Source organism: Kitasatospora sp. MBT66 (assembly GCF_000710405.2).
GTDB lineage: Bacteria > Actinomycetota > Actinomycetes > Streptomycetales > Streptomycetaceae > Kitasatospora > Kitasatospora purpeofusca.
The window spans coordinates 215,762-228,330 of record NZ_JAIY01000016.1 but is presented as its reverse complement, the minus strand read 5'-3'; the positions used below and the strand labels follow the sequence as shown (position 1 = coordinate 228,330).

The 12,569-nt window shown below is 73.2% G+C and carries 12 protein-coding genes; 6 read left to right on the top strand and 6 right to left on the bottom strand.

The annotated features are described in order from the left end of the window. The coding region (locus BI06_RS36940; protein ID WP_063795107.1) for a DUF1062 domain-containing protein at positions 1 to 622 on the bottom strand (622 nt) is incomplete at its 3' end. 248 nt (positions 623 to 870) lie between these two features. Then, positions 871 to 1,734, bottom strand: coding sequence for an alpha/beta fold hydrolase (locus BI06_RS36935; RefSeq protein ID WP_043475655.1), 864 nt, complete (start codon positions 1,732 to 1,734; stop codon positions 871 to 873). A gap of 63 nt (positions 1,735 to 1,797) precedes the next feature. Here BI06_RS36935 and BI06_RS36930 point away from each other — a divergent pair, with 63 nt between their 5' ends. Next, entirely contained in the window at positions 1,798 to 2,457 is a 660-nt protein-coding gene (locus tag BI06_RS36930) for a TetR/AcrR family transcriptional regulator (protein WP_051742714.1), read from the top strand. A gap of 19 nt (positions 2,458 to 2,476) precedes the next feature. On the opposite strand, the gene BI06_RS36925 is transcribed toward BI06_RS36930, so the two are convergent. Then, a complete protein-coding gene (locus BI06_RS36925) occupies positions 2,477 to 4,729 on the bottom strand; it encodes an MMPL family transporter (protein WP_043475653.1) in 2,253 nt (750 codons plus the stop codon). A gap of 177 nt (positions 4,730 to 4,906) precedes the next feature. On the opposite strand from BI06_RS36925, the gene BI06_RS36920 reads away from it, so the two are divergent. The 3 genes from BI06_RS36920 (at position 4,907) to BI06_RS36910 (ending at position 7,415) form a co-directional block, all read left to right on the top strand. Beyond that, positions 4,907 to 6,079: a sensor histidine kinase gene (locus BI06_RS36920; RefSeq protein WP_043475650.1), complete on the top strand. Its 1,173-nt coding sequence runs from the start codon at positions 4,907 to 4,909 to the stop codon at positions 6,077 to 6,079. Continuing rightward, a complete protein-coding gene (locus tag BI06_RS36915; RefSeq protein WP_043475647.1) occupies positions 6,054 to 6,716 on the top strand; it encodes a response regulator transcription factor in 663 nt (220 codons plus the stop codon). Before BI06_RS36920 ends, BI06_RS36915 begins: the two co-directional genes overlap by 26 nt. Before the next feature lie 156 nt (positions 6,717 to 6,872). Next, positions 6,873 to 7,415 carry an EF-hand domain-containing protein gene (locus BI06_RS36910; protein WP_030394711.1) on the top strand — a complete coding sequence of 181 codons (543 nt, stop codon included), beginning with the start codon at positions 6,873 to 6,875 and terminating at the stop codon, positions 7,413 to 7,415. Positions 7,416 to 7,504: 89 nt separating this feature from the next. Here BI06_RS36910 and BI06_RS36905 read toward each other — a convergent pair whose 3' ends face one another. The 3 genes from BI06_RS36905 to BI06_RS36895 form a co-directional block, all read right to left on the bottom strand. Further along, a complete protein-coding gene (locus BI06_RS36905) occupies positions 7,505 to 8,536 on the bottom strand; it encodes a hemolysin family protein (RefSeq protein ID WP_030394710.1) in 1,032 nt (343 codons plus the stop codon). Beyond that, positions 8,533 to 9,888: a hemolysin family protein gene (locus BI06_RS36900; protein WP_030394709.1), complete on the bottom strand. Its 1,356-nt coding sequence runs from the start codon at positions 9,886 to 9,888 to the stop codon at positions 8,533 to 8,535. The genes BI06_RS36905 and BI06_RS36900 overlap by 4 nt, the downstream gene beginning before the upstream one ends. Positions 9,889 to 10,094: 206 nt before the next feature. Then, positions 10,095 to 10,457, bottom strand: a complete 363-nt coding sequence (locus BI06_RS36895; protein WP_051742713.1) for a hypothetical protein — start codon at positions 10,455 to 10,457, stop codon at positions 10,095 to 10,097. Positions 10,458 to 10,724: 267 nt separating this feature from the next. On the opposite strand from BI06_RS36895, the gene BI06_RS36890 reads away from it, so the two are divergent. Continuing rightward, a complete protein-coding gene (locus BI06_RS36890) occupies positions 10,725 to 11,723 on the top strand; it encodes a phospholipase D (RefSeq protein WP_030394707.1) in 999 nt (332 codons plus the stop codon). Between the two features lie 156 nt (positions 11,724 to 11,879). Further along, positions 11,880 to 12,407 (top strand): GtrA family protein, encoded by a 528-nt coding sequence (locus tag BI06_RS36885; protein ID WP_043475644.1) that lies wholly within the window; start codon positions 11,880 to 11,882, stop codon positions 12,405 to 12,407. Positions 12,408 to 12,569 lie beyond the last annotated feature (162 nt).

Genomic DNA, 12,569 nt, shown 5'->3' with positions numbered 1-12,569 from the left:
GCTCGGCGTCGGGCACGGCGGGGGACTTCGTGTGCTTGGCCGCGTCGACGGAACCGGGGCCGTGGATGGTGAGGTCGAAGTCCCGGTGTGCCTTGGCGTCCGGCGCGAACGGCAGGCGGATCCGCCCGTCCGCGACCAGACGGCGCACCTCGGCCCGGCTCAGGCCGAGACCGAGCTGGAGCAGCCGCTCCACCCGGACCGGCGCGGGCAGCTCGAAGCGCACCTGTACCGGGAGCGGGTTCGGGTCGTCGAGCGCGTACAGCGGCATGCGGGTCTCCAGCTCCCACGTCCCGGTCCAGTCGAGCCGGTACCGGTTCTTCGCCGCGAGTGACGCGCTCGTCACCAACTCCCGTACCGCTGACGGGTCGTTGGTCTCGTACGCCACCAGCCGGGCCGGCTCCAGCGTCGAGACGTGGGCGCGCTCGTGGACGGGCACCTTCGAGGTCCGGTCGCACGTGGCGCAGCTCAGCAGCAGCCATACGTCGAGCATCTTCCCGCTCGCGTTGACGCGGATCTTCCCCGAGGCGCGGTGCCGCGTGCCGGGGCAGTCCGGGCAGGACCGGACGACGGTGGGCAGGGCGGACTGACGCACGGCCCACAGGGCCTTGCGGTCGGTATTCATATGGGTTGGGTGCTTTCAGGACTCAGCAGGAGGGTAGGCCGAACTCACTCGGCGGCTCCCGCTCTGCGACGGATGCTCACGAGGGGCGCGACCCATCGCCCCGGGACCGGGTCGTCAGGCTCCGGGGTCGATCGCGCGACAGGTACGTACTACGTGGCAGTCCTCAAAAGTCCATGCGGGAGATCATGAGCGAGTCGCCCGCCCGCGGCAACCGAATTTCCCCGTGCCCTCGGGCGGCGACAGCGGTGCTAGCGCCCGACGCTGCCGAGAATGCGGTCGGCCACCAGGTCCGGGCGGTCCGTCGGCAGTGCGTGGCCGGCGCCGGGCACGATCTCCACCCGGGCCGCGGGCACGAGCTCGCCGAGCCGGTCGGCGACCTTGCGCGAGTCGTGCATGGCGCTGCGCGCCCCGAGCAGGAACAGTGCGGGGACACGCAGACGGCGGAGTTCCTCGTCGGAGAAGACCGGTGGCACCGGGAGTGCGCGGCGGAACCCCGTCGATGCGCGCATCAGGCCCATCAGTTCGCGTTCCAGGACGGCGCTGTTGCCGACCAGGCGGGCCAGTGGAGGGCGGAGCGGGCGCGGCGCTGTCGCGGCCAGGGCGCCGGCGATCAGCCAGGTGTAGAACCGGGCGCCGAAGTCGGCGAAGCCGGCGGGATCCACCAGGGTGAGGGACGCGGCCCGTCCCGGGTGGTGGATCTGGTGGTTGAGTGCCAGCCAGCCGCCGTAGGAGCAGCCGACGAGATGGGCGTCCGTCACGTCCAGTGCGGCGAGGAGTTGGTCCAGCCAGGCGGCGCCGTCCCGGCCGTCGGCCATCGGGGCGGTCTGCACGCTCGCGCCCGGCTCGCCGACCGTGTCGACGGCGAGGACCGGACGGTGCTCGGCGAGTGCGTCGATGTACCGGTGCCACATCAGTGCGTTGCCGCCCGATCCGGGCAGCAGCACGATCGGCTCGCCGTTCTGCGGCCCGCTCCGGTAGACGCGGGTGGTCCCGAAGGCGGTCGGAAGGTCCAGCGCCGTCCGCGGCCCCGGCCACAGTTCGGCCAGGGTGCGCTCGTAGGCGGTGCGGAATCGGTCCCTGGCCCGGTCGTTCTTGAACTGGCTGATTCGCATGATACATGTGTATCACGGCATGATACGGGTGTACCAGAGAGGGCGTGCCAGGGAGGTGGGACCATGACCGCGCGGGTCGATCACGAGGAACGCCGACGGCAGATCGCCGAGGCGCTGCTGCGGATCGCCGACACCCAGGGGCTGCAGTCGGCCAGCATGCGGGCGGTCGCCGCCGAGGCCGGCGTCTCGCTGCGGCTGGTGCAGTACTACTTCGAGACCAAGCAGGGGCTGCTGCTGGACGCGCTGACCCGGCTCGCCGCCCAGCTCCAGGCCCGCATGGAGAAGTGGATCGGCGAGGCGGGATCCCCGCCCACACCGCGCGGCACCGTGACCGCGATCCTGTCGTGCATCCTGCCGACCGATCCGGAGAGCCGCCGGATCACCAGGACCTACGCCGCCTACTACACCCTGGTGCTCAACGACCCCGAGGTGCTGGAGAAGCACGGCGCGCGGCAGCCCGAACTGCTGGAGGGCTTCCTCGCGAAGCGCATCGCCGCTGCCCAGGAGGCCGGGGAGGTCGACCCCGGCAAGGACCCCGGGATCGCCGCCGCCGGACTGCTGGCCATGGTGAACGGTCTGGGCTCCAGCGTGCTGGGCGGCCAGCGCACCGGCGAGGCGGCGACGGCGATCCTGGCCCGCCATCTGGACGAGCTGTTCCGGACCCCGGGGGAGACGGCGAGAGCCCTTCCGTCGGTGGACTCCCCGAACGCGACGTCCTCCTAGGGTGCGTATCGAGTCGTGATCAACCGGTGCCGTCGGTGTCGTCGGTGCCGTCGGTGCCGACCGGGTCGCGGGGAAGGATCCGGTCCAGCCACGTCGGCAGCCACCAGTTGGCCCGGCCGAGGAGTGTCATGGTCGCCGGTACCAGCACCATGCGTACGACGGTGGCGTCGATGAGGATCGCGGTGGCCAGGCCGAGCCCGAACATTTTGGTGGAGGGGTCCTCGGCGACGGCGAAGGACAGGAAGACCGCCGCCATGATGAGGGCGGCCGAGGTGATGGTCCGGGCGGTGCGCGAGACGCCCTCGACGATCGCCGTGCCGTTGTCGCCGGTGCGCAGGTACTCCTCGCGTACGCGGGAGAGGAGGAACACCTCGTAGTCCATCGACAGGCCGAACAGGATGGCGAAGAGGAACATCGGGATGAACGACACGATCGGAACCGTCGCTTCCAGCCCGATGAGTGCGCCTCCCCAGCCCCACTGGAAGACCGCGACCATGATGCCGTAGGCCGCGCCGATGCTCAGCAGGTTCAGCAGTACCGCCTTGAGCGGTACGAGTACCGAGCGGAAGACCAGCATCAGCAGCAGGAACGACACCGCCAGCACGGCGGCGACGACCACCGGCAGGCGTTGGCTGGTGCGTCGGCCCACATCGGACAGGCTCGCGGCGGCGCCGCCGACGTGGGCCCTGGCCGGGCGCTGCCCGATCGCCGTGGGCAGCACGTCGGTGCGCAGCCGGGCGACGGTGTCGGCCGTGGCCCTGTCCTGGGGGCCGGTGGTCGGGAACACCACGAGGGTCGCGATGCCGGTGGCCCGATCGACGTGCGTCGGTGCGACGGACGCGATGCCCGGATCCGCCGCAACCGTTGCGACGAGTCGGTCCAGCACGCCCGGATCACCGGCGGGGTCCGCGGCGATGACGAGGGGACCGTTGGTGCCCGGGCCGAACCCCTCGGCGACGAGGTCGTAGGCCCGGCGCTCGGTACGGCTGTGGGGAAGTGAGCCGTCGTCGGGCAGGCCGACGCGCAGACCGAGCACGGGCAGCGTCGCGGTCAGCAGCAGCCCCGCCGCGCCGACCGCGTACGGCACCGGGTGCCGGCCGACGTGCCCGATCCAGCGACGCCACCCGGCGGCACCGGCGGCACCGGCGGCGCCTGCCGCCGGGTCCCGCCGCCGTGCGGGTCGGCCCGGCTTCCTGGCCCGCAGAGCCCGCTCGATCCGGCCGGCCCGGGCCAGACGCGGGCCGGCGGCGCCGAGGAAGGCCGGCAGCAGCGTCACCGACGCGGCCACCATGGTCAGAACGACGATCGAGACGGCGAGCCCGCCCACCGTCATGAACGGTATGTTCGCGACCGCCAGGCCGAGGATCGATACGACGACGGTGCCGCCGGCGAAGACCACGGGCCGCCCCGCCGTGGCCACCGCCCGCCCCGCCGCCTCGCGGGGATCGAGCCCGCGCGCCAGGTACTCCCGGTGCCTGGTGAGCACGAACAGCGCGTAGTCGATGCCCACTCCGAGCCCGACCATGCTGCCCAGGACCGGCGCGAAGGTGGGGACGTCCGTCACCCCCGCCAGTACGGTCATCGTGGCGACCCCGACGGTCAGCCCGAAGACCGCCGTGCCGATCGGCAGCGCGGCTGCGACGAGCGAACCGAACACCAGGAACAGGATCGCGGCCGCGGCCAGCAGGCCGATCAACTCGCTCGCGCCGCCGTCGGCGTCGGAGAAGGCGTAGAACAGGCTCCCGCCCATCTCGATGCGCAGGGGCAGTTCGGCGCGCAGCCGGTCGCCGAGATCGACGAGGGCGTCGAGGTCCTCGGCCGACAGCCGGCTCTGGTCGGGGTACTGCACCCGGACGACCGCGATCCGCCCGTCGGCCGAGACGAGGCCGCCGCGCACGGCGGTGTCCCCGCCCGCGTCGAGCGCCCCCGCCGGGTCGCTCGTGCCGAGCACGTGCGGCAGCCGCTCCACCTCGGCCTGCAGCCGCGTGAGAGCGGTGCGCGCACGGTCGTGGTCGAAGAACGTCGCGGCGCCGTCGAGGGGGGTGACGACCACTTGGGCGGTCATCCCCTCCTGGCCGGTGCCGGCCCGCTCGATCAGTTGCGCGGCCCGCTGGGAGTCCAGTCCCGGCGCGGTCATCGAATCCGCGTTCCGCCCGCCGAAGGCGACGGCGGCGAGGACGGCGAGCGTGGCGGCGACCAGCCATGCCGCGATCACCCGCCAGGGGTGGCGGGCGGCGTTTGTGCCCAGGCGCAGCAGGGCTTTCGAGTGCATCGGGGGTCCTCCAACCACCTTGTCGGCCGTCCTTGTACGGCCGCCGATGCCGAGGCTCCTCGCTGCTGCGCTTCGCGCCATCGGCCCGCGGGCCGCGGATCCGTCGGCCCCGGGGCGGAGTGACGACCCGTCCTTTCGGCCGATGCGCGGTACGGCGCGGTCACTAGGCTGGGAACCGTGCTCCGAGACGACCTGCGAACCCTGTGGACCGAACCCCGGCCGCCCGACGCGCCCGCCCGGGTGCGGCGGGACTGGGCGCTGCTCGCCGCGGGCCTTGCCGGTGCGGCGCTGGAGGCCACTCTGCGCGAGCACGTCGTGTGGCGTCCGGCGGCGGTGGTGTTCGCCGTATGGCTGTGCCTGCTGCTCCTGTGGCGCCGGACCCGCCCGCTGGCGACTGTCACGCTGGCGTTCGGCTCGGTGACCCTGCTCCAGGTGGCCTCGCTCCTCGCCGCACCGCGCGAGCCCGTCGGCCTGTACACCGCCGGGGTCGTGCTGGTGCTGGTGTACGCGCTGCCCCGGTGGGGATCGGGCCGGGAGATCGTGCTGGGCGGCGCGACGATCGTCGCGGCGTGCGCGCTGTGTGCCGCCACGGGCGGGACTCCGGTCGTCGAAGCGGTCGTGGGCTTCGTCTTCGGGCTGCTGCCCGGTGTGGTCGGGGCCGCGGTGCGGTTCCGGGTGACCGCTCGCGAGCGGCAGTTGGAGCAGGTGCGCTCCCGCGAGCGCGAGCAGCTCGCCCGGGAACTGCACGACACGGTGGCCCACCACGTGTCGGCCATGGTGATCATCGCCCAGGCGGGCCGGGTGCTCGCGGGCACTGACCCGTCCGCCGCGGTCGGGGCGCTGGAGGGGATCGAGGAGGAAGGGGCGCGCACGCTGGAGGAGATGCGCGCCATGGTCGCCGCGCTGCGCGACCGCGGGGTCGGCGCCGAGCTGGCGCCCCCCGCCGGCGTCGCGGACCTGGAGCGCCTGGTGCGCACCCCCGGCGGTCGCGTCAGGGTCGACCTGGGGCTCGACGGCGAGCTGGACACGCTGCCGCCGGCCGTGGACGCCGCCGTCTACCGGATCGTGCAGGAGTCGGTGACCAACGCGCTGCGCCACGCGGTCGACGCGACCGAGGTCGCCGTCCGGGTCGCCGCGGAGCGGCACACGGTACGGGTGAGCGTGCGGGACAACGGTCGGCGCACCGGCCGGGGCCGCGAGGGATACGGACTCACCGGGCTGCGCGAGCGCGCGACCCTGATCGGCGGCACACTACGAGCCGGCCCGGGCACCGACCGGGGCTGGCTCGTCGAGGCCGAGCTGCCGAGAGCGAGGAGCGAGAGCGGTGTCCGTACGCGTCCTCGTCGCTGACGACCAGGCGATCATCCGCACCGGGCTGCGGATCATGCTGAACGCCCAGCCCGGCATCGAGGTGGTCGGCGAGGCCGCCGACGGACGGGAAGCGGTCCTGCTGGCCCGCGAACTGCGCCCCGACGTCTGCCTGTTCGACATCCGCATGCCCGTGGTCGACGGGCTCGAGGCCACCCGGCTGCTCGCCGGCCCGGGCGTCGCCGACCCGCTGGCCGTGGTCGTCATCACCACGTTCGACCTCGACGAGTACGTCTACGGCGCGCTGCGTGCCGGCGCCCGCGGATTCCTCCTCAAGGACACGGGACCGGACCTGCTGGCCCAGGCCGTACGGTCGGCGTCCGGCGGTGAGGCGCTCATCGCGCCCAGCGTCACCGTCCGTCTGCTCCGGGCCTTCGCGGACCTGCCCGCCGGCCGGCCCGCGGCCCAACCGGTCTCACCCGTCACCGCCCGCGAGGAGCAGGTGCTCCTCGCCGTCGCTCGCGGGCTGACCAACACCGAGATCGCCGATGCACTGCACATCAGCCTCAGCACGGTGAAGACGCATCTGGCCAGCCTGATGGCCAAACTCGGCGCCCGCAACCGGGTCGAGATCGCGATGTGGGCCTACGAAACGCGCCGTGTCCTCCCCGGAACCTGAACGAGCACTAGCACAGCCGGGGCGCCCCGGGGCGGTTGTGGCGGGAATCCCCGGTACTTCCGCCGAAGCCCGACGGGGCCGCGCGCCGCGCCTCTACAGTCGCCAGCCTGTCGCCACAGGTGGTGGCGCCACGGCTCGGCACAGGGAGGCCCGTTCATGGCCAACGAGTTCCAGCGGCGCAAGCTCCGCAACGTCTTCGCCGCCTTCGACACCGACGGGGACGGCTGCCTCCGGAAGAACGACTTCGAGGCGCTGGCGGAGCGGTGGGGCCGGCTCCCGGCCGTCCAGCGGGACGCGGCCCTCGGAGTCAGGGTCGAGGCACTCATGCTGGGCTGGTGGGACCACCTGCTCACGGTCGCGGACAGCAACCACGACGGCAGGGTCGACATGGAGGAGTTCCTGACCCTCGTCGACCGGCTCCCCGCCCTGCGGGAAGTGGTCACGGCGACCGCCGACACCGTCTTCGACGCGGTCGACGAGAACGGCGACGGCCGCATCTCCCGCGCCGAACACGCCCGGCTGGTCGACATCTGGCACGGCCGGACCGTGCCGACCGACGACGTCTTCGACCTGATCGACCTGGACGGCGACGGCTACCTGAGCCGACCCGAGTTCGCCCTCCTGTGGGAGCAGTTCTGGATCAGCGCCGATCCGTCCGACCCCGGCAACGCGATGTGCGGCCGCATCCCGGAGCAGTGACCCGGCACCGCCCGGAGCGGTCGGCCGCCCCCCATGGCCCGTGCCGCCACCGCGGGGCGGGGGCGGCACGGGCCGTGGGGGGCGGGGCGTCAGCGGGGGCCGGAGGTGGGGGCCGGGCCGACCAGCTCCTTGAGGACGTCCTCCATGGTGACCAGGCCGAGGGGGGTTCCGTCGGCCGTGATCGCGGCCGCGAGGTGGGTGCCGGAGCGGCGCATCGCGGTCAGGACGTCGTCGAGGGGCATCGCCTCCGGGACGCGGGCGATCGGGCGGAGGGTGCCGGGCGGGAACGGGCGGTCGCGGGTGCCGTCGTGCTCGAGGGCGTCCTTGATGTGCAGGTAGCCGTCCACCCGCTCGTCCGGGCCCAGCACCGGGAAGCGCGAGAAGCCGGTGCGGGCGGCGAGCTGCTCCAGCTGCGCCGGGGTGGTGCCGGGGCCGGTGAAGACGATCCGCTCGCGCGGCGTGACGACCTCGGAGACGGGGCGGGAGCCCAGTTCCAGGGCGTCGTGCAGCAGCTCGGTGTCCCGGGCGCTGAGCAGCTCCGCGTCCGAGGAGTCCTTGACCATCCGGGCGAGCTCGTCCTCGGTGAACACCGAGGCCACCTCGTCCTTTGGCTCGACCCTGAGCAGGCGCAGGATCCGGTTGGCGAAGCCGTTGATGGAGAAGACGACCGGCCGCACCGCCCGGCAGGTGGCCACCAGCGGCGGCACCAGCAGCAGGGCGGCCCGCTCGGGCGCGGCGAGCGCGAGGTTCTTCGGGATCATCTCGCCGAGCAGCATGTGCAGATAGGTCGCCGTCCCCAGTGCGATGACGAAGGCGACCGGGTGGATCAGGCCCTCCGGCACGCCGAGGCTGTGGAACGGCGGCTCCAGCAGGTGGGCGATGGCCGGTTCGGCGACCATGCCGAGCACCAGCGAGGAGACGGTGATGCCGAGCTGGGCGGTGGCCAGCATGGCGGAGACGTGCTCCAGGCCCCAGATGACGGTGCGGGCCCGGCGGTCGCCGGCCTCGGCGAGCGGTTCGACCTGGCTGCGCCGCACCGAGATGAGGGCGAACTCGCCGCCGACGAAGAAGGCGTTGGCCACGATGGTGAGCAGGCCGACGATCAGTTGGACGGCGGTCATCGGGTCCGCTCCTGGCGCTCGGGGCGGTCCTCGTCGGGGGAGTCGGAGGGTTCGGGGGCGGTGATCCGCACCCGTTCGGCGACGTGGTGGGCGACGGCGCCGACCTCCAGCGTCCAGCCGTCGACCTCGACGGCGTCGCCGACCGTCGGGATCCGGCCGAGCCGCTCGGCGATCAGGCCGGCCAGCGTCTCGTACGGGCCCTCGGGCACCGGCATGCCGATGGCTTCGAGCTCGTCGGTGCGGGTGATGCCGTCGGAGTCCCACCGGTGCCGGCCGTCCTCGGCGGTGCCGAGGTCGACCAGGTCGGGGGTCCCGGTGGGGTCGTGCTCGTCGCGGACCTCGCCGACGACCTCCTCGACGATGTCCTCCAGGGTGACGATGCCGGCGGTGCCGCCGTACTCGTCGATGACCACGGCGAGGGTCTCCTCGCCGCGCATCCGGTCGAGCAGGCGGTCGACGGTGAGGGTCTCGGGGACCAGCATCGGCTCGGTCATCAGCGCCGACACCCGCCGGGTCGCCCGCCGCTCCACGGGCACGCCGAGGGCGTCCTTGATGTGGACGGTGCCGACGACGTGGTCGAGGCTGCCCCGGTAGACCGGGAAGCGGGACAGGCCGGTGACCCGGGTGAGGTCGGCGACGTCGGCCGCGGTGGCGTGCTCCGCCAGGGCCTGGACGTCCACCCGGGGCTTCATGACGTTCTCCGCCGTCAGCTCGCGCAGGTTGAGCGAGCGGATGAACAGTTCGGCGGTGTCGGGCTCCATGACGCCCTCGCGGGCGGAGTGCCGGGCGAGCGCGACCAGTTCCTGCGGGGTGCGGGCGGAGGCGAGGTGCTCGGCCGGTTCCAGGCCGAACCGCCGCACGACACGGTTGGCGGTGTTGTTCAGGTGACCGATGAACGGCGCGAAGGCGGCCGAGAACCAGTACTGCGGGGCGGCCACCACCTTGGCGACGGCCAGGGGCCGGGAGATCGCCCAGTTCTTGGGCACGAGCTCGCCGGCGACCATCAGCACGACGGTCGACAGCAGTACGCCGAGGACGAGCGAGCCGGTCTCGGCGGCGGCCTCGGGCAGGCCGACGGCCTCCAGCGGACCGCGGAGCAGCGCTGCCACCGAGGGCTGCGCGATCATGCCGATCACCAGACTGGTGATGGTGATGCCCAGTTGGGCGCCGGAGAGCTGGAAGGTGAGCCGTCGGACGGCCTTGAGCGCGGTCGCGGCGCCCCGCTCACCGGCCTCGGCCGCCCGTTCGACGGCGGCGCGCTCCACGGTGGTGAGGGAGAACTCGGCGGCCACGAAGAGGGCGCAGGCCGCGGTCAGGAGCAGGGCCAGGACCAGCAGGAGCACCTCGCTCACCGGGTCACCCCCGCCCCGGTCGGTGCGTACGACGGGCAGGGAACGGCTGGGTGATGACTGGGAGGTTCGTCCATCGCGGGGTCCGCGACTCCTTCGTGCAGAGGGTGACCGGTTCTACAGAAGTGTAAAGGAATGGCAAATCAGTACTGCGTAAGGCCCGGGTCACCACGCGCTCCCGTGTGCGCGTCGACCCGGGCCCGGCGGGGTCACGCCGTCCGGCGGCGCCGGAAGATCGCCCGGACGGCGAACACGATCGCGACGATCAGCCCGATCACGAACAGCACGATCAGCAGGACGACGACGATCACGGCGATGCCGAGCTTCTTGAAGAAGCCGCCCTTCTTCTTCTCGTCCTTCTTGTCGCCCGCCGCGAGGGTGGTGTCGTGGGCGCTGCCGTGGGCGGGGGCCGGTGCGGCGGCGACAGCGGCGGGCGCGGGCGCCGTCGAGCCGACCGTCACGGCGGCCCGGACGCCGGTGGGGGCGGCCGTGGCGGCCGTGGCCGGCGCGCCCAGCAACAGCCCGGCGGCCACGAGGACGGGGGCGACCTTCGCGAGTATGCGCGACTTCACTGCTTCTCCTGTCGTTCGGTCCTCGGCGTGACGGGTCCGGTGCCGGACCGGCCCCCCGTCAGCCGACTTCTACAGCACTGTAGATGATCTCCGTGCGCAGGTCGGACGGGGGAGTCGACAGATCGACGGGTTGGCGGGCCGACCCTCGCGTTCCCGGCCCGAAGCCGCCGTTCACCGTGTGTCGACCCCCTGTTGGTGATATCGATTGACGGGAAACTGACAAATCGAGTACCGACGAACGACGAACGACAAGGAGGGAGCGACCTCGTGACGACGAATCAGCTCGACGCCCGCCGGCGCGGAACCCGTCTGCGGACCCTGCCCGCCCTGGTGGCGGCGCTGTGCGCGATCCTCGGCACCACCGCGCTCGCCGCCCCCGCGCAGGCCGCCGACGCGCGCCGGCCGGTCTACGCCGTCGCGCACCGGGTGGACACCCTCGACGGGGTGGACGCCGCGATCGGCCACGGCGCCAACGCCATCGAGATCGACGTCTGCGCCTGGTGGAACCCGAACGAGTGGCGCGCCTGGCACGACTGTTCCTCGGCCGGCGAGAACCGCCTCGGGCCCAGCTTCGACAGCATGCTGGACCGCATCCTCTCGCACGCCAGTGCGGGCCGCCGGCTGTCGCTGGTCTGGCTGGACATCAAGGACCCCAACTACTGCGGCGAGGCGCCCAACCGCACCTGCAGCGTCGCCGGGCTGCGTGACAAGGCCCAGCGGCTGACGGCCGCCGGGATCCAGGTGCTCTACGGCTTCTTCGAGTACCACGGCGGCAGCACCCCGGACGTCGGCGGCCGCGGCTGGCAGAGCCTGGCGGGCCGGCTCGGCCCGCTGGAGGGCATCACCACCACCGGCACCCGCGACCAGGTGCTCGGCGCCTTCGACCGCTCCGGCTCCGGCTTCCCGGCCGGCCGCCGGGTGATGGACTACGGGGACAGCGACATCACCAAGGGCTTCGGCAACTGCACCGAGGCCACCTGGAACACCTGCGCCGAACTGAGGAAGGGCGCCGCCGACCGGGCCGCCGGCCGGCTCGCGGGCACCTTCTCCTGGACGACGACCTACAACGACCCGTGGTACGTCGACAAGCTCCTCGGCGACGCCCAGGTGGACGGCATCATCGCCGGCTACGGCGCCTTCACCGGCGTGCGCGAGTACGACAACGGTTGGCAGTGCGCCAATGCCGTCAACCTCGTCCGCGACTGGGTCGACCGCCACAGCGGCACCCATCGGATGGCGAACAGCGGCGACCGCCTGTTCCGGTAGGACGCTCCCTCGCCGCGCGTGGTGCCACTGTGGCGCCACGCGGACTGGACATGGCGCCATCGCTTACGCCATGCTGATGCCAAGGGGAAACGCGCGCTCCCGGCCCCGCGGTCGGGAGCGCGCGTTCCGGGGGAGCGGGACCGGAGGGGGCGGATCATGGCGGCAGAGCGGCGCCGGGAGCGGGCGGAGGTCGGGGGTCTCGTCGCCTTCGCCCGCTTCGTGGTCTGCGGCGGCGGCGTGGGCGTGGCCGCGAGCTTCGCCGTCGCGGCCCTGGCCGGATGGCTCCCGCAGGTCCCCTGGGTCCTGGTCAATGCGCTGGTCACCGCGGCCTCCACGCTGCTCGCGACCGAGCTGCACGCCCGCTTCACCTTCGGCATGGGCGGCCGCGCGACCTGGCGGCAGCACGTCCAGTCGGCCGGATCGGCGGTGGCCGCGTACGCGGTGACCTGCTCGGCGGTGCTCGTCCTGCACCAGGTGGTGGCGCGGCCCGGCGCGGTGGCTGAGCAGGCCGTCTACCTCTTGGCCTCCGCGCTGGCCGGCGTCGCCCGGTTCGCGGTGCTGCGCCTGGTCGTGTTCGCGCGCACCCGGTCGACGGCGTCCGCCGCGGCCCGCCCCCTGAGCGTGGCCGTCGCCCGCGCCTCGATCCCGGCCGCCGACCCCACCGGGCTCTGCCGCGCCGCCTGAGCCGTACCGGACGCACCGCGCGCGGCGGTCAGCGCAGGGCTACCGCCGCGCCCGAACGCTCGGTGGCGATCCGCACGGCGAAGCCGGCCAGGGCGGTGCCCACCACGTAGCGGTGCACGCGCTGCCAGAGCGGGTGCCGGGAGAAGAAGCCGGCGACGGAGC